Origin of the sequence: Pseudolabrys taiwanensis, assembly GCF_003367395.1 — a bacterium.
In the GTDB taxonomy this organism is placed as follows: domain Bacteria; phylum Pseudomonadota; class Alphaproteobacteria; order Rhizobiales; family Xanthobacteraceae; genus Pseudolabrys; species Pseudolabrys taiwanensis.
The window spans coordinates 1,575,594-1,591,461 of sequence record NZ_CP031417.1 but is presented as its reverse complement, the minus strand read 5'-3'; the positions used below and the strand labels follow the sequence as shown (position 1 = coordinate 1,591,461).

At 64.6% G+C, this 15,868-nt stretch carries 16 protein-coding genes; 14 read left to right on the top strand and 2 right to left on the bottom strand.

Translation table 11 applies throughout. From position 1 onward, the window contains the following. Positions 1-20: 20 nt before the first annotated feature. The 10 genes from DW352_RS07630 to DW352_RS07585 all read left to right on the top strand — a co-directional run bounded on the left by DW352_RS07630 (position 21) and on the right by DW352_RS07585 (position 9,745). The gene (locus DW352_RS07630; protein WP_115690006.1) at positions 21-1,184 is read left to right on the top strand and encodes a cysteine desulfurase family protein; all 1,164 of its coding nucleotides are present in this window, start codon (positions 21-23) and stop codon (positions 1,182-1,184) included. Between the two features lie 98 nt (positions 1,185-1,282). Continuing rightward, complete coding sequence (gene sufB / locus DW352_RS07625; protein WP_115690004.1) at positions 1,283-2,806, top strand: Fe-S cluster assembly protein SufB; 1,524 nt, start codon at positions 1,283-1,285, stop codon at positions 2,804-2,806. 133 nt (positions 2,807-2,939) lie between these two features. Continuing rightward, positions 2,940-3,695, top strand: a complete 756-nt coding sequence (gene sufC, locus DW352_RS07620; RefSeq protein WP_115690002.1) for a Fe-S cluster assembly ATPase SufC — start codon at positions 2,940-2,942, stop codon at positions 3,693-3,695. 132 nt (positions 3,696-3,827) lie between these two features. Further along, entirely contained in the window at positions 3,828-5,138 is a 1,311-nt protein-coding gene (gene sufD / locus DW352_RS07615) for a Fe-S cluster assembly protein SufD (protein ID WP_115690000.1), read from the top strand. A 138-nt stretch (positions 5,139-5,276) separates the two neighbouring features. Next, on the top strand, positions 5,277-6,518 hold the full coding sequence (locus DW352_RS07610; RefSeq protein WP_115689998.1) for a cysteine desulfurase: 1,242 nt from the start codon (positions 5,277-5,279) through the stop codon (positions 6,516-6,518). Further along, complete coding sequence (locus tag DW352_RS07605; protein WP_115689996.1) at positions 6,515-6,931, top strand: SUF system Fe-S cluster assembly protein; 417 nt, start codon at positions 6,515-6,517, stop codon at positions 6,929-6,931. The genes DW352_RS07610 and DW352_RS07605 overlap by 4 nt, the downstream gene beginning before the upstream one ends. Positions 6,932-6,936: 5 nt before the next feature. Then, on the top strand, positions 6,937-7,353 hold the full coding sequence (locus DW352_RS07600; RefSeq protein ID WP_115689994.1) for a VOC family protein: 417 nt from the start codon (positions 6,937-6,939) through the stop codon (positions 7,351-7,353). 94 nt (positions 7,354-7,447) lie between these two features. Further along, a complete protein-coding gene (sufA, locus tag DW352_RS07595) occupies positions 7,448-7,831 on the top strand; it encodes a Fe-S cluster assembly scaffold SufA (RefSeq protein WP_115689992.1) in 384 nt (127 codons plus the stop codon). A gap of 3 nt (positions 7,832-7,834) precedes the next feature. Further along, positions 7,835-8,407, top strand: coding sequence for a TfoX/Sxy family protein (locus DW352_RS07590; RefSeq protein WP_245434354.1), 573 nt, complete (start codon positions 7,835-7,837; stop codon positions 8,405-8,407). Between the two features lie 48 nt (positions 8,408-8,455). After that, positions 8,456-9,745 (top strand): DcaP family trimeric outer membrane transporter, encoded by a 1,290-nt coding sequence (locus DW352_RS07585; protein WP_115689990.1) that lies wholly within the window; start codon positions 8,456-8,458, stop codon positions 9,743-9,745. 3 nt (positions 9,746-9,748) lie between these two features. On the opposite strand, the gene DW352_RS07580 is transcribed toward DW352_RS07585, so the two are convergent. Together DW352_RS07580 and DW352_RS07575 are read right to left on the bottom strand one after the other, a co-directional pair. Continuing rightward, the gene (locus tag DW352_RS07580) at positions 9,749-10,816 is read right to left on the bottom strand and encodes a diguanylate cyclase (RefSeq protein ID WP_115689988.1); all 1,068 of its coding nucleotides are present in this window, start codon (positions 10,814-10,816) and stop codon (positions 9,749-9,751) included. A 183-nt stretch (positions 10,817-10,999) separates the two neighbouring features. Next, positions 11,000-12,340, bottom strand: a complete 1,341-nt coding sequence (locus tag DW352_RS07575) for a DEAD/DEAH box helicase (protein WP_115689986.1) — start codon at positions 12,338-12,340, stop codon at positions 11,000-11,002. Positions 12,341-12,532: 192 nt separating this feature from the next. On the opposite strand from DW352_RS07575, the gene DW352_RS07570 reads away from it, so the two are divergent. The 4 genes from DW352_RS07570 to DW352_RS07555 all read left to right on the top strand — a co-directional run bounded on the left by DW352_RS07570 (position 12,533) and on the right by DW352_RS07555 (position 15,811). After that, complete coding sequence (locus DW352_RS07570) at positions 12,533-13,234, top strand: alpha/beta fold hydrolase (RefSeq protein ID WP_115689984.1); 702 nt, start codon at positions 12,533-12,535, stop codon at positions 13,232-13,234. Between the two features lie 111 nt (positions 13,235-13,345). Next, entirely contained in the window at positions 13,346-13,834 is a 489-nt protein-coding gene (locus DW352_RS07565) for a methyltransferase family protein (RefSeq protein ID WP_162826839.1), read from the top strand. A 91-nt stretch (positions 13,835-13,925) separates the two neighbouring features. After that, entirely contained in the window at positions 13,926-15,104 is a 1,179-nt protein-coding gene (locus tag DW352_RS07560; RefSeq protein WP_115689980.1) for a 4-hydroxybenzoate 3-monooxygenase, read from the top strand. Positions 15,105-15,178: 74 nt separating this feature from the next. Next, complete coding sequence (locus DW352_RS07555; RefSeq protein ID WP_115689978.1) at positions 15,179-15,811, top strand: TetR/AcrR family transcriptional regulator; 633 nt, start codon at positions 15,179-15,181, stop codon at positions 15,809-15,811. Positions 15,812-15,868: the final 57 nt, after the last annotated feature.

Here is a 15,868-nt window from a genome sequence, read left to right as displayed (position 1 = left end):
ATTTGGTACTGGCAGGCGGTATGAGCGAGCGGGCTTACTTTGACTGGAACGCGACGGCGCCGCTGCGAGCGGTAGCCCGCGATGCCATGGTCGAAGCGCTGGCCGAGGGTGGCAACGCGTCCTCCGTCCATGCCGAGGGCCGCGCCGCCCGCGGACGCCTGGAAAAGGCACGGGCCCAGGTCGCCGCGCTGGTCGGCGCCGACGCGAAGAGCGTCATTTTCACGAGCGGCGCGACCGAGGCGAACGCCCTGGCCCTGACGCCGGCGCTGGAAGCCGGCGGCCGCAAGGCGCCGCGCGACCGGCTGTTCGTGTCAGCCGTCGAGCATCCGTCCGTGCTGGCCGGCGGCCGCTTTGCGCCGGAGCAGATCGACACCCTACCGGTCGATGCGAACGGTCTCGTCGATCTCGACGCCCTGACGGCCATGCTCGCCAAGGCCGAGCGCCCGCTGGTCTCGGTGCTTCTCGCCAATAACGAGACCGGCGTCATCCAGCCCATCCGCGTCATCGCCGACATTGTGCATGCCGCAAACGGCCTGCTGCATGTCGATGCCGTGCAGGGCGCCGGCCGCATTCCGTGCGACATGGCCGCGCTCGGCGCCGACTTGCTCAGCCTGTCCTCGCACAAGCTCGGCGGCCCGCAAGGCGCCGGCGCGCTGGTGCGCCGAAGCGACATCCATATGGCCGACCCGCTGATCCGGGGCGGCGGTCAGGAGCGGGGCTACCGCGCCGGCACCGAGAATGTTCCGGCGCTCGCCGGATTCGGCGCCGCCGCCGAAGCCGCCCGAACCGCGCGCGAGGGTGACTCGGTCCGCATGGCCGCGTTGCGCGATCGGCTGGAAGACGGCATCACGGCCGCAACGCCGGAGGCCGTCATCTTCGGCGCCGCCGCGCCGCGCCTGCCAAATACGAGCCTCGTCGCGGTTCCCGGCCTCAAGGCCGAGACCGCACTAATCGCCTTCGATCTCAAGGGCATAGCCTTGTCGTCAGGCTCTGCCTGCTCGTCCGGCAAGGTGCAGGCCTCGCATGTGCTGGCGGCGATGGGCGTGGAACCGGCGCTGGCTTCCGGCGCCCTGCGCATTTCGCTCGGCTGGGAGACCGCCGAAACAGATGTCGAAAAGCTGCTAACTGCTTGGAATACGGTGGTTTCGACCTTACTTAAGAGACAACCGAACATCGCCGCCTGAGGCGGTATCACCCCGGAACCGATCGCGACGAACGAAGCGAACCGACCATAACCGACAAATCCAACCCGCGGTCCTTGCAACCGTGAGCGGAGGGAAGAATGCCGGCTGTACAAGAGACCGTCGATCAGGTCCGCCTTATCGACGTCGACCAGTATAAGTATGGATTCGAGACTGTCATCGAATCCGAGAAGGCCGAAAAGGGCCTGACCGAAGACACCGTCCGGTTCATCTCGGGCAAGAAGAACGAGCCGGAGTGGATGCTCCAGTGGCGGCTCGAGGCGTTTCGCCGTTGGCTGACCATGCGCGAGCCGACCTGGGCGCGCGTGAAGTATCCGAAGATCGATTATCAGGACATCTATTACTACGCCGCGCCGAAGCAGAAGGCGGGGCCGACGTCGCTCGACGAGGTCGATCCGGAGATTCTCAAGACCTACGAGAAGCTCGGCATTCCGCTGAAGGAGCAGGAGATCCTCGCCGGCGTGCGCAAGCAGGGCGAGCCTTCGACGCTCGACGACGACGAGATGACGGGCGGCGAAGCGCGCGGCCGCGTCGCGGTCGACGCCGTGTTCGACTCGGTGTCGGTCGCCACCACCTTCAAGGATGAACTGAAGAAGGCCGGCGTGATCTTCATGCCGATCTCGGAGGCGATCCGCGAGCATCCCGACCTGATCAAGAAGTATCTCGGCTCGGTCGTGCCGACCTCCGACAACTTCTTCGCGACGCTGAACTCGGCGGTGTTCTCCGACGGCTCGTTCGTCTACGTGCCGGAGGGCGTGCGCTGCCCGATGGAGCTGTCGACCTATTTCCGCATCAACGAGAAGAACACCGGCCAGTTCGAGCGCACGCTGATCATCGCCGACAAGGGTGCTTACGTCTCGTATCTGGAAGGCTGCACGGCGCCGATGCGCGACGAGAACCAGCTTCATGCCGCGGTGGTCGAGCTTGTCGCGCTCGACGATGCCGAGATCAAGTATTCGACGGTGCAGAACTGGTATCCGGGCGATGCCAACGGCAAGGGCGGCATCTTCAACTTCGTCACCAAGCGCGGCGACTGCCGCGGTGCGCGCTCGAAGATTTCGTGGACGCAGGTCGAGACTGGCTCGGCGATCACCTGGAAATATCCGAGCTGCATCCTGCGCGGCGACAATTCGCGCGGCGAGTTCTATTCGATCGCCATCTCGAACGGCTATCAGCAGGTCGATAGCGGCACCAAGATGATCCATCTCGGCAAGAACACGACGAGCCGGATCATCTCCAAGGGCATCTCGGCGGGCCGCTCGAACAACACCTATCGCGGGCTCGTTTCGGCGCATCGCCGCGCGACCGGCGCGCGCAACTTCACCAACTGTGACTCGCTGCTGATCGGCAACGAATGCGGCGCGCATACGGTGCCGTATATCGAGGCGAAGAATTCGTCGGCGACCTTCGAGCACGAGGCCACCACCTCGAAGATCTCGGAAGAGATGCTGTTCTATTGCCAGAGTCGCGGCATGTCGGCGGAAGAGGCGACGGCGCTCGTCGTCAACGGCTTCGTCAAGGACGTGTTGCAGCAGTTGCCGATGGAGTTCGCGGTCGAAGCGCAGAAGCTGATTTCGATCTCGCTCGAGGGGTCGGTTGGATAAGTCGCGGGCCGTCATCCTTCGAGGCGCGTAAGAACGCGCACCTCAGGATGACGGGTCAGAGGTTGTGCCGTCATCCTGAGGTGCGAGCGAAGCGAGCCTCGAAGGATGGCGGCCTCGAAGAAAGAGATGTTTGATGTCGTTGCTTGAAATCAAAAACCTGCATGCCGAGGTCGAGGGCAAGAAGATCCTCAACGGCCTGACGCTGACCATCGAGAAGGGTCAGGTCGCGGCCATCATGGGGCCGAACGGCTCGGGCAAATCGACGCTCGCTTACGTGCTCGCCGGCAAACCCGGCTATCAGGTCACGTCGGGCGAAGTGCTGCTCGACGGCGAGAACATCCTCGGCATGGCGCCGGACGAGCGCGCGGCCAAGGGCGTGTTCCTGGCCTTCCAGTATCCGGTCGAAGTGCCGGGCGTCGCCACCATGACGTTTCTGCGCACCGCGCTGAACGCGCAGCGCAAGCTGCGCGGCGAGGGCGAACTGTCGACGCCGGCTTTCATGAAGCTGGTGCGCGATACTTCGGCCAAGCTCGGCGTCAGCCAGGAGCATCTGCGCCGCGCAGTGAATGTCGGCTTCTCCGGCGGCGAGAAGAAGCGCAACGAGATTCTGCAGATGGCGGTGCTCGAGCCGCGGCTTGCTGTGCTCGACGAGACCGATAGCGGTCTCGACATCGACGCGCTCAAGGTGGTGTCGGAAGGCGTCAATCGGCTGCGCTCGCCGGAGCGTTCGATGATCGTCATCACGCACTATCAGCGGCTATTGAACTACATCGTGCCGGATGTCGTGCACGTGCTGGCCAAGGGCCGCGTTGTGAAGACCGGCGGCAAGGAACTGGCGCTCGAGCTCGAGGCCAAGGGCTATGCCGAGTTCGTAGGCGAGGCGGCGTAATGCAATGGCGTGCCACTTTCACGGCGTCATGCCCGGTCTTGTGCCGGGCATCCACGCCTTACTTTTCTAAGCCGATCAAGACGTGGATGGCCGGGACAAGCCCGGCCATGACGACTGAGAGGTTTGCGCACGATGGCTGACGTCACTCCAATCAAGACTCCTGCCGAGCAGGCGCTGAGCGCGGCTTTCGCGGCCGCGCGCGCGAAGCTGCCGGGCGAAGGCGCGCTCGCCGCGCTGCGCGAGGATGCGATCCGCGCTTTCGAGGCGCGTGGCCTGCCGCACCGGCGCGTGGAAGAGTGGAAATACACCGATCTGCGGGCGCTGCTGCGCGAGGCCAATCCACTGGCGCCGGCGCCCGATGCGGCGGCGAAGGCGCGCGGCAAAGAGGCGGGGGAAGTTCTCGCCGGGGTCGAGACGCGCAAGCTCGTCTTCGTCGATGGCGCCTTCGTGCCGGAATTGTCCGACCTGACGGCGGAGCCGGGATTGACCGTCGGCTCGCTCGCCGATGCGCTTGCCAAGGGCGACGCGCTGCTGACGCAGCATCTCGGCAAGACCTATCCGACCGACGATGTCGCGGTGGCGCTCAACACCGCCTTCATGGGCGATGGCGCGGTGATCCGCATTGCCGCCGGCGCCGAGATCAAGCGGCCGATCCATCTCGTTTTCGCCGCCGGCTCCGATACGCCGAGCGCCGCTTTCGTGCGATCGCTGATCGTGGTGGAGAAGGGCGCAAAGGTTGTGATCATCGAGGATCACGACAGCGCCAATACGCAAGTCAACGCCGCGCTCGAACTGATCGTCGGTGACGAGGCGCAGGTCGACTATCTCAAGCTCACGCAGGCGCGCGCGGTGCATGTGGCGAGCCTGCTCGCCAAGGTCGGCGCACGCGCGCTGTTCCGCGGCTTTGCGTTCACCGCCGACTCGAGCGTCGTGCGCAATCAGAGCTTCGTGCATTTTGCCGGCGAGAACAGCCATGCCGCCATCCGCGGCGTCAGCCTGTTGGCCGGCAAGGAGCATGTCGATACGACGCTGATGATCCGTCACGCCGCGCGCGGCTGCGAGAGTCGCGAATTGTTCAAGACGGTGCTCGACGATGAGAGCCATGGCGTGTTCCAGGGCAAGATCGTGGTCGAGCCGCACGCGCAGAAGACCGATGCGCGGATGATGACGCGGGCGCTTCTCTTGTCCGACACGGCGGAAGCCGACAACAAGCCGGAGCTGGAGATCTTCGCCGACGACGTGGCCTGCGGCCACGGCGCCACGGCCGGTGCGCTCGATCTGGGTCTCAAGTTCTATCTGATGTCGCGCGGCATCTCCGAGAAGGAGGCCGAGGCGCTGCTGATCCAGGCTTTCATCGGCGAGGCGGTGGAGGAGGTGGCGCAGGAAGGCTTGCGTGACGCGCTCATGGCCGCGGCGGTGAAGTGGCTGGAGGCGCGGCGATGAGGCGGTCCCCTTGCTCCATTCGTCCCCGCGAAAGCGGGGACCCAGCGCGGCGGATCGAAACGCTCTGCGTGTGGCCCGTGGGTTCCCGCTTGCGCGGGAACGAACGGGTGAGTGGCCGCTCCGAAGGAAAGTCGTGACATGCACCCGGCAGTGAGTAACGGCTCCTACGACGTCGCCAAGATACGCGCCGATTTCCCGGCGCTGGCGATGTCCGTCTATGGCAAGCCGCTTGTCTATCTCGACAATGCCGCCTCGGCGCAGAAGCCGCAGAGCGTGCTCGACCGGCTGACCAAGGCCTATACCTACGAATACGCCAACGTGCATCGCGGCCTGCACTTCCTCGCCAACGAAGCGACCGAGGCCTATGAGGGCGCGCGCGAGAAGGTGCGCGCCTTCGTCAATGCGTCGCGCACCGAGGAGATCATCTTCACGCGCAACGCCACCGAGGCGATCAACCTCGTCGCCTATACGTTCGGCAAGGAGCGTATCAAGGAAGGCGACGAGATCGTGCTCTCGATCATGGAGCACCATTCCAATATCGTCCCCTGGCATTTCCTGCGCGAGCGTTACGGCGCGGTGATCAAGTGGGCGCCCGTCGACGACGAAGGCAATTTCCTCTTCGAGGAATTCGAAAAGCTGCTTGGCCCGCGCACCAAGATGGTGGCGATCACGCAGATGTCGAATGCGCTCGGCACGGCCGTCCCGGTCAAGGACGTGGTGAAGGCGGCGCATGCGCGCGGTATTCCGGTGCTGGTCGACGGCGCGCAGGGGTCGGTGCATCTCGACGTCGACGTGCAGGACCTCGACTGCGACTTCTACGTCATGACCGGCCATAAGCTGTACGGCCCGACCGGCATCGGCGTGCTCTACGGCAAGTACGCGCATTTGGCCGCCATGCCGCCGTTCAACGGCGGCGGCGAGATGATCAAAGAGGTGGGGCAGGACGTCGTCACCTACGGTGATCCGCCGTACAAGTTCGAGGCCGGCACCCCGGCGATCGTGCAGGCGATCGGGCTCGGCGCGGCGCTCGACTACATCCAGTCGATCGGCAAGGCGCGCATTCGCGCGCATGAGCACGCGCTGGTCGCCTATGCGCACGAGAAGCTCGGCGCCATCAACTCGTTGCGCATCTTCGGCCAGGCCAAGGGCAAAGGGCCGATCGTCTCGTTCGAGCTGAAGGGCGCGCATCCGCACGATGTCGCGACCATCATCGACCGTTCCGGCGTCGCCGTGCGCGCCGGCACGCATTGCACGATGCCGTTGCTCGCCCGCTTCGGCGTGACCGCGACCTGCCGGGCTTCGTTCGCTCTCTACAACACCAAGGAGGAGATCGACGTGCTCGCCGCGTCGCTCCTCAAGGCGCAGGAATTCTTCGCATGACCGAAGAGACCACCGTCACCCGGCAGACCGCCGACACGCCGGCCGCCGTCGAGAAGCCGCCCCAGAACGCCGCGGTTTCCGCGTCGTCGGCGCTGCCGCAGGCCGAGCTCGATCAGCTCACCGACAACATCGTCGGCGCGCTCAAGACCGTGTTCGACCCGGAGATCCCCGCCGACATCTACGAGCTCGGCCTGATCTACCGCGTCGATATCGCCGACGACCGCACGGTCAAGATCGATATGTCGCTGACCTCGCCCAACTGCCCGTCGGCGCAGGAACTGCCGATCATGGTCGAGAACGCCGTGTCGAGCGTGCCCGGCGTGAAGGAAACCAAAGTCGACGTGGTGTGGGATCCGCCGTGGGACCCGAGCCGGATGTCGGACGAAGCCCGACTCGTGCTCAATATGTGGTGACGTGGATGCCGAAGCTGGATCGCGTGCTGGAAACCTGCCTCTACGTCGACGACCTGGAGCGGGCTGCCCGGTTTTATGAAGAGGTGTTGGATTTGCCGCGCCTTGATGGCGATGAGACCCGGTTCCGTGCCTATGACGTTGGCGGACAGAGTGTGCTGTTGTTGTTCCTCCGCGGCGGCACGCTGAAGCCGGTGACGCTGTCGGGCGGCACGGTGCCGCCGCACGACGGCAGCGGGCCGCTGCATTTCGCCTTCGGTGTGGCGGCTGATGCGCTGCCGGCCTGGGAGCAGCGCCTGAGCGACCATGGCATCGCCGTGGAGAGCACAGTTGATTGGCCGCGCGGCGGCCGCAGCATCTATGTGCGTGATCCGGATGGGCACGCCGTCGAGTTCGCCACGCGCGGGCTATGGTCGACGTACTGAGAGGCACCGAGCTTTAACGAAGACGCTTGAGTGACTACTTGAACTTTGAGCGACGATCTGCCGGGCCTTTAACCCGGTCGGAGAGGAGAGCGGAATGGCTACTGCAAGACCTCGACCCCAGGTGATGCGGCTGACGGAAGCGGCCGCCGCGCGTATCAAGGACGTGATGAGCCGCGCCGACAGGCCGGTCGCGGGCGTGCGCGTCGGCGTCAAGAATGGCGGCTGCGCCGGCATGGAATACACCATGGAATATGCCGACGAGATCAAGCCGACCGACGAGGTGGTCGAGGACAAGGGCGTCAAGCTCCTGATCGATCCCAAGGCGGTGCTGTTCCTGCTCGGCACCGAGATGGACTTCAAGACCGAGAAGCTGTCGGCGCAATTCGTCTTCAACAATCCGAACCAGACCTCGGCCTGCGGCTGCGGCGAGTCCGTGCAGATCACGCCGGCGAGCGAGCAGGCCGTCGGCGCCCGCTGAGCCGTGGACGCCGACTTCATCCGCGATCTGTTCCGGGAGTTCGGCGCGGTCCAGATTCGCCGCATGTTCGGCGGCGCCGGATTGTGGGCGGACGACGTGATGTTCGCGCTGATCACGCGCGACGTCATCTACCTCAAGGCGGATGACGAGAGCATCGCCGCCTTCGAGGCCGAGGCCTGCACTCCCTTCAGCTACACGACTAAGAACGGGCGCCACACGCTGACCTCGTACTGGCGGCTGCCGGAGCGGCTTTACGACGATCCGGAAGAACTCGCCGTCTGGGCGCGGCGGGCCCTTGGCGTCGCGCGCGCCAAAGCCGTCGGCAAGAAGGCTGCAGGCAAGAAGGCCGGCGGCCAGGCGCGGTCCGCTGCGAAAGCCGGCGTCAACAGCAAGCGCGCGAAGACGACCAAAACAGCGGCCAAAAAAGCAGCCAGGAGCGCTGCCAAGAAGACGACCAGGAAAGCTGCCAAGAAGACGACCAGGAAAGCTGCCGAGCGAACGGCGACAGCCAACGTCGGGCAAAAAAAATTTGATCGTATCGCCCTGGGCTGTGAACGGCGGACCATCTTACCTTGACTGGACGGCGCCTCTGCCACGGAATGCCGCGGGGCGAGGTCGAGGCTTATGGCGTGGCGGTTATTGTTGTTGGCGTTGCTGGTCGCCGCCTGCGCCGGCGGTTCTGCGGCGGCCAAAAGCGGGCCATCCGGCAAAAACACGCAGTTGTCCTGTAAAAAGTCCGACGACAAAGGCGCGGGCGCCAAGGCCGCGGTCTCGGACGACGATGAAGACGATGAGGATGAGGGGGACGACGATGAGGGCGTCCGCTTCGAGGTCGCCGGCGCCTGCGCCAAGGTGACCGGCGGCGTCTCCTACACCTATCAGCAGGCGAGCCAGACGGCGTCCGGACTGCCGGTCTTCGTCAACAGCAACGGCACGGTGACCGCCGGCTCTTTCTCGAACACGGTCTCCGCCAATATCGGCCTCGAGATGACGCGCGCGACGCCGGTCGGCGCGCTCAAGACGACCGTCTCGGCTGACTGGTCCAAGGCGACCGGCGACGGCACACAGAACGGCAGCGGCAAGGTTTCCGGCTGGAGCGCCGGCCTCGACAACAAGCTCGGCCTATTGACGGTCGGCTACACCGGCACGCTGATGAGCTTCTGGGAAGGCGACTTTCTGACCACCGCCAACGCGCCGGGGCGATCGGCGAGCATGATCGTCTACGAATACAAGCTCGATGAGCACAACACGCTCGCCGCCGGCCTGGAGGCGAACCTGCCGACCACGCCGCAGACCTACACCGGCATCCAAAGCTTCGACTTGTCCGATCCGGTCTACACCTTGCGCTGGCGCCATGAGCGCGACGACTTCACGCTCCACCTCTCCGGCGTCCTGCGCCGGGCGAATTTCACGCAGTCGCCGCTGGCGCCGTTCTTCCCCGACACGGCGACCGTGCGCACCGGCTGGGGCGTCAGCGCCGGTGTGAAGCTGCCGTTCAAGTTTGTCGGCGAGGACGATGAATTCAACACGCAGTGGACCTACACGTCCGACGCCTCGTCTTATCTCGGCATCAGTACCGATCTGACGATGTACCAACACACGGTGCGCAGCCTCGCGCCCACCACCGGTTGGAGCGCGGTGGGCGGCTATCATCACGTCTGGTCGGATCAGTTCGAGTCGAACGCCTTCGCCAGCTTCGTGTCGCTGGAGGCGAACCTGCTGCTCGCCAGCCCGCGGGCGCGCAGCCTGCGCACCGGCATCAACCTGTTCTGGAAGCCGATCGACCACCTCAAATTCGGTATCGAATTCGGCACCGTCGACATGCAGCTCGAGCCGAATGGCATCCGCGGCATTTTCGATGGCGGTGGCGGGCGGGCTTATATCGGCGTGTTTTCGGTCGCGGCCGAGCTGTAGCGCTCAGGCTACCTGGGCCGAGACCGCGCCGGCGACCTCGGGATCGGTCTCGCACATCACGCGGTTGCGGCCGTGCCGCTTGGCGGAATAGAGGCAGTTGTCGGTCCGTTCGATCAGCGACTGGATCGTGTCGCCTTTGCGCAAAGTGGCGACGCCGATCGAAATGGTGACGCGGCCGAGATGCTCGCCGGTCGAGCGCTTCATCAGTTCCTTGGTCATCACCGCGCGGCGGATGTGATCGGCGACGGTGATCGCCGAACGCAGCACCGTGTTGGGTAAGATGATGGCAAACTCCTCGCCGCCGTAACGGGCCGCGGTATCCTGGCCTTTGACGTTCTGCTTCACCGACATGGCCACGAGCCGCAGCACCTGGTCGCCGGTCAGATGGCCGAAGTTGTCGTTGAACGTCTTGAAGTGATCGATGTCCGTCATCATCAACGACAGCGGCTCGTTCTTGGTGTGCGCGTCGACAATGGCGCGATCGAGCGAGGTGTCGAAGAATTTGCGGTTGGCGAGCTGGGTGAGGGGGTCGGTCAGGCTCTCGGTGCGTACCGCCTCAAGATTCTCCTGCAACTCGTTGATTTCCTGCTTGGAAGCGTTGAGGCGCTCTTCCAGCTTCTGGTTGGAGACTTCCATCTCCTTCGCCGTCTGCACCAGGCTTTCCACGATCGCGCGCAGACCCTCGCGATCCTTGGAGTTGCCGATCTTCTCGCTCATGTCGACGAGGCTCTCGGTGTAGCTGTTGGCCGAGCCGGCGGCGGCGTCAATCATCGCCATCACTTGCTCGATCTCACCCATCACCTGATTGCCGACGGTATCGATCCGATCGGTGAGGCGCGTCGGCGACAAATAGTCGTTGTAAATGCGCTCGAGATCGGCGTCTGACAAAGCGCCGTTCTGCTGCAGCAGTTCGTTGATCTGATGGTTCAACGACGGGTGATAACCCGTGGCATAAGCATACCAAATTTCGTAATTGCGGGGTGTTGCCGCTTGCCGCAAGGCCTTGATCTGGCCGAGAGCAATATCAGCGAACGCCATCGTGCGCTCGTGCTCGTCGGCATGACCGGCCATTGCAGACCCCCAAAACTTAGGCGGCAGCTGGAAACGTGTTTAGGCGCGCGCCACCCCCGTTGGCAGCGTCGCGTCCAGCTACGTCAACGGTAGGTGAGGGAAGTGAACGACCGGTAAACTCGGAACCGGCTGCGCCCGAAACATTGTTCTTAGTTGCAAGCGCCCCGGTTTTCGGCGGTGTCGTCAGGCTTTGATCGACACCGGCCGCAGCAGGAAGGCCGGCAGATGGCTCATGTCCGGCTCGTCGTGATCGCGTTGCGGACGCGAGCGCGGTGCGCGCGCCGGATCCGGATGCTGACGTCGCGGTTGCGGCGTGCGGTCGCGCCGGTGTTCGCCGCGGGAGCGCTCTTCGCGCGGCGGGCGAGCTTCGACGGGCGCGTCCCCCTCGGTCGCGACGGTCGCACTCTTTTCCATCCAGGGGATGGTCATATTGGTCAGTTTTTCGATGGCGGCGACCGACTTGCTGTCGGCGGGAGCGACAATGGTGATCGCCGTGCCGAGCTTGCCGGCGCGACCGGTGCGGCCGATACGGTGAACGTAGTCGTCCGCATGATGCGGCACATCGAAGTTGAAGACGTGGCTCACGTCCGGAATGTCGAGGCCACGCGCGGCAACGTCGGACGCGATCAGGAGCTTGGCTTCGCCCTTGCGGAAGGCGTCGAGCGCGGCGGTGCGGGCGGATTGGTCCAGATCGCCGTGCAGTGCCACCGCGTTGAACTTGTGGCGGACCAAGGACTTGTGCAGCAGCGCGACCTCGCGCTTGCGATTGCAGAAAATGATCGCGTTCTTGAAGTTCTCGGCGCCACGGATCAGGCGGCGCAGCGTCTCGCGCTTTTCGTGCGGATCGCGGCCCGTGTGGCACAACAGCTGCGTGATGGTCGCCGCGGCGGTGGCCGGGCGGGACACTTCCACACGCACCGGATTGTGCAGGAAGGTGTCGGCGATACGTTGGATTTCCGGCGGCATGGTCGCCGTGAAGAACAAGGTCTGGCGCGTGAAAGGCACCAGCTTGCCGATGCGCTCGATGTCAGGGATGAAGCCCATGTCGAGCATGCGGTCGGCTTCGTCGATGATCAGCAATTCGCAGGCCGACAGCAAAAGGCGTCCACGCTCGAAATGATCGAGCAGGCGCCCGGGCGTTGCGATCAGCACGTCGACGCCGCGCAACAGCTTGGCATCCTGATCGTCGAAGGAGACGCCGCCGATGATGAGGGCGACGTTGAGCTTGCTGTTTTTGCCGTATTTTTCGAAGTTCTCGGCGACCTGCGCCGCGAGTTCGCGCGTCGGTTCGAGGATCAGCGTGCGCGGCATGCGGGCGCGGGCACGGCCCTGTTCGAGCTGCGTAAGCATCGGCAGGACGAACGCGGCGGTCTTGCCGGTGCCGGTCTGCGCAATGCCGAGCACATCGCGGCGCGCGAGAACGTGCGGGATGGCTTGTTCTTGGATCGGAGTGGGCTGCTTGTAGCCGGCCGCTTCGATGGCGGCGAGAACCTTGGCGGATAGGCCGAGTTGAGAAAAGGACATAAAGCCTCAGGGCGAGACCGTTCCGGGTCACCGCGCCGGACGAATGAAAACCAGTTGCTTTGCGCGGGGGACGGTCGAATCTTTGTCGTCTGACCGGTTGCCTGGAACATAGGCCCGATAGCTCCAAAGTCAACCTTCCGCAGTGCAATAAGCCGTATTAATTCTTAATCTTTTCGCGCGTGAGGAGAGAAAATGCCGCTTCCAGTACCACTTTTGCTCGTTCCCGGCCTGCTGTGCAGCGCGCGTCTCTATGCGCCGCAGGTCGCAGCCCTCTGGCCGCGCGGCCCGGTCATGGTCGCCGATCATCTGCGTGACGCCGATGTGACGGCGATCGCCGCGCGTATTCTCGCGCATGCGCCGCCGCGCTTCGCGCTCGCCGGGCTTTCGATGGGTGGCTACATCGCCTTCGCCATGATGCGGCAAGCGCCGGAGCGCATCGTCAAACTGGCGCTGCTCGACACCTCGGCGCGACCCGACACACCGGAGCAAAGCGCCGTGCGCGAGAAGTTCATCGCCATGGCGGAGGCGGGCAGACTATCCGAGGTCGTGGATACGCTGGCGCCGCGGCTCGTGCACAAGAGCCGGCACGGCGATGCGGCCTTGGTGCGCGTGATACGGGACATGGCGGATGACACCGGCGTGACGGCCTTCGTGCAGCAGGAGCGGGCGATCATCACGCGGCCTGACTCGCGGCCGCTGTTGGCGTCGATCGCGTGCGCGACCTTGGTGCTGGTCGGAGAGGGCGACGAACTGACGCCGCCGGCGCTGGCGCAAGAGATGGCCGCCGGCATCGGCGGCTCGCGGTTGGTCGTTGTTCCAGGCAGCGGCCATCTCTCGACGCTGGAACAGCCGGATGCGGTGAACGCGGCGCTGGGAGAGTGGCTCGACCAATAGGGCACTGCGGAGGGAATATCCGGCGCTTGCTGGTGCGAGGCTCACCTCGGCGCTTTCCGCCGCCTTTCAAAACGCTGCGCCGTTGTCGATAATGCGCCCATGAATCAGCCGATGAATCAGACGCGTGACACCGCCGGCGTTATTGCGCCGCCGCCGCTCTTGGCGCTTGCCGCCATTGTCCTTGGGCTCCTGCTCGATTGGATCGCGCCGGCCTATGTGCTGACCATCATGCTGTCGTGGGGCACGCGGCTGCTGCTCGGCCTTGAATTGATGGCCGCGGGTGTGGCGCTCATCTATGCCGCGCAGAAAGCCTTCCGCGCCGCGCATACCCATGTCGAGCCGTGGAAGCCGTCGACCGCGATCGTGACGACCGGCATTTTCGCCTGGCTGCGGAACCCGATGTATGTGGGGGGCCTGGCCGTGCTGCTCGGCCTCGCGGTGCTGCTCGCGTCGGACTGGATGGTGGTGATGACGGTCGTCACCGGGCTCATTCTGCATTTCGGCGTCGTTAAACGCGAAGAGCGCTATCTTGCGGCCAAATTTGGCGACGTCTATCGCCGTTACTGCGCCGCGGTGCCGCGTTACGGCTGGCCCGGCTGAAAACGTTCCAGGCTTTCCCGGCTTTGTCCCTTGGCTGCTTCCCGGGCTGCTCCCTATAGAGCGCAAAGAAACGTTCTGGGAGGAACATCGGATGCGCACGCAAGTCGGCATCGTCGGCGCGGGCCCGTCGGGCCTGATGCTGTCTCATCTTCTGAGTCTGGCGGGTATCGAGTCGATCGTCATCGAAGATCGTTCGCGCAGTTACTGCGAGAACCGCGTACGCGCCGGCCTGATGGAAAACTGGGTCGCGCAGATGCTGATCGATACCGGCGTCGGCGAGCGCCTCAAGCGCGAGGCGATGGTGCATGACGGCATTTTCCTCGCCTTCAACAACGAAGCGCACAAGCTCGATTTCACCAAGCTGATCGACAAGCACGTCTACATCTACGACCAGAAGGAAGTGGTGACCGACCTGATCGCGCATCGGCTGGCGCATGGCGGGCAGATCCTGTTCGAGGTGCAGAACGTCAGTGTGCACGATTTCGCCGGCGCGAGCGGCAAGCCGACGATCCGTTTCACGCATCAGGGCAAGGCCGAGACGATCGAGTGCGATTTCATCGCCGGCTGCGACGGCTTCCACGGCATCTGCCGCCCGAGCCTGCCGGAAGGCTCCTGGACTGGCTACGACCGCGTCTATCCGTTCGGCTGGCTCGGCATCCTGTCGGAATCGCCGCCGCCGGAGAAGGAACTGATCTACGCCTACCACGAGAACGGCTTCGCGCTGTTCTCGATGCGCGGACCCGACCTGTCGCGGCTCTATCTGCAGGTCAAGCCGGACGAGGACATCGAGGCTTGGTCCGAGGACCGCATCTGGGAGGAACTCGATACGCGGCTGCAGGGCGTACGGCCGCTCAAGCGCGGCAAGATCCTGCAGAAGGGCATCACGCCGATGCGCAGCTATGTCGCCGAGCCGATGCAATACGGCCGCATGTTCCTCGCGGGCGACGCCGCGCACATCGTGCCGCCGACCGGCGCCAAGGGCATGAACCTCGCGATGGCGGACGTGCGTGTTCTGGCGCGCGCCTTCGAGGCGTTCTTCCGCAAGCACGAGACGGCGCTGCTGGAGCGCTATTCCACCACGGTGCTCAAGCGCGTGTGGAAGGGACAGCGGTTCTCCTGGTGGATGACGCAGATGCTGCACCGGGTGCATGGCGGCGAGTACGCCGCCTTCGACATGAAGCGCCAACTCGCCGAGCTCGATTATGTGGCGAGCTCGGAGGCGGCTTCGACATCGCTCGCGGAAAACTACGCCGGCCTGCCGATCGATTGACTGCGCTTTTCAACGCTTGTTCGGAACGGTCGGCCGACGTTAAGTTGGCCGGCCGTTTTCGTTCCAGAGGTCGCATGCCCAAACGTTCCGCCCCCTTGCCCAAGCGTGCGCCGCGCCGCACGCAGGAAGAGCGCCGGCGCGAGACCCGCGAGGCCGTTCTCAAGGCCGCGATGACCGTGCTGATCGAGGACGGCTATGAGAAGTTCACGGCGACGCGCGTCGCCAAGGCCGCCGGCGTGTCGCGCGGCGCGCAGGAAAACTATTTCCGCACCAAGAACGATCTCATCGTCGCCGCCACGCGCTACACGCTGATGCAGGCGGCGGAGCAGGCGCGGGTGCTCGCCGCGCGCAAGGCGCGGTCCGCCGATCCGATCGCCGCGTTTCTCGCCAATTCGAAGTCATTCTGTTTCAGCCCGACCTATTTGGCGCTGATGGAGATGGTCACGGTGTCGCGGCGCAATCCGGCGCTGGCGAAGATGAACACGCCGGTGGTGCGCGAGTTCCGCAACGTCCTCGACACGATCTGGATCGATGCGCTGTGCGAGGCGGGATACGAGCGGCAGAGCGTCCAGTCCTTCGTCAAGGCGACGCACTATCTGCTGCGCGGCATGGCCTTCGCGTCGATGTGGCAGTCGCCGAAATCCGAATATCCCGCCATTCTCGAGGATTGGCACAGCATCGGCCGGCAGCAGCTGAAACGGGCCTAGCGGCGGGCTTTTCTGTCCATCTAACAAATAAGCATCGCTGCTTATTTCTGCCTTGCC

Coding starts and splice junctions, on each gene's coding strand:
- DW352_RS07630 (WP_115690006.1), top strand. CDS start 21: ATGAGCGAGCGGGCTTACTTTGACTGGAACGCGACGGCGCCGCTGCGA.
- sufB (WP_115690004.1), top strand. CDS start 1,283: ATGCCGGCTGTACAAGAGACCGTCGATCAGGTCCGCCTTATCGACGTC.
- sufC (WP_115690002.1), top strand. CDS start 2,940: ATGTCGTTGCTTGAAATCAAAAACCTGCATGCCGAGGTCGAGGGCAAG.
- sufD (WP_115690000.1), top strand. CDS start 3,828: ATGGCTGACGTCACTCCAATCAAGACTCCTGCCGAGCAGGCGCTGAGC.
- DW352_RS07610 (WP_115689998.1), top strand. CDS start 5,277: ATGCACCCGGCAGTGAGTAACGGCTCCTACGACGTCGCCAAGATACGC.
- DW352_RS07605 (WP_115689996.1), top strand. CDS start 6,515: ATGACCGAAGAGACCACCGTCACCCGGCAGACCGCCGACACGCCGGCC.
- DW352_RS07600 (WP_115689994.1), top strand. CDS start 6,937: ATGCCGAAGCTGGATCGCGTGCTGGAAACCTGCCTCTACGTCGACGAC.
- sufA (WP_115689992.1), top strand. CDS start 7,448: ATGGCTACTGCAAGACCTCGACCCCAGGTGATGCGGCTGACGGAAGCG.
- DW352_RS07585 (WP_115689990.1), top strand. CDS start 8,456: ATGGCGTGGCGGTTATTGTTGTTGGCGTTGCTGGTCGCCGCCTGCGCC.
- DW352_RS07580 (WP_115689988.1), bottom strand. CDS start 10,816: ATGGCCGGTCATGCCGACGAGCACGAGCGCACGATGGCGTTCGCTGAT.
- DW352_RS07575 (WP_115689986.1), bottom strand. CDS start 12,340: ATGTCCTTTTCTCAACTCGGCCTATCCGCCAAGGTTCTCGCCGCCATC.
- DW352_RS07570 (WP_115689984.1), top strand. CDS start 12,533: ATGCCGCTTCCAGTACCACTTTTGCTCGTTCCCGGCCTGCTGTGCAGC.
- DW352_RS07565 (WP_162826839.1), top strand. CDS start 13,346: ATGAATCAGACGCGTGACACCGCCGGCGTTATTGCGCCGCCGCCGCTC.
- DW352_RS07560 (WP_115689980.1), top strand. CDS start 13,926: ATGCGCACGCAAGTCGGCATCGTCGGCGCGGGCCCGTCGGGCCTGATG.
- DW352_RS07555 (WP_115689978.1), top strand. CDS start 15,179: ATGCCCAAACGTTCCGCCCCCTTGCCCAAGCGTGCGCCGCGCCGCACG.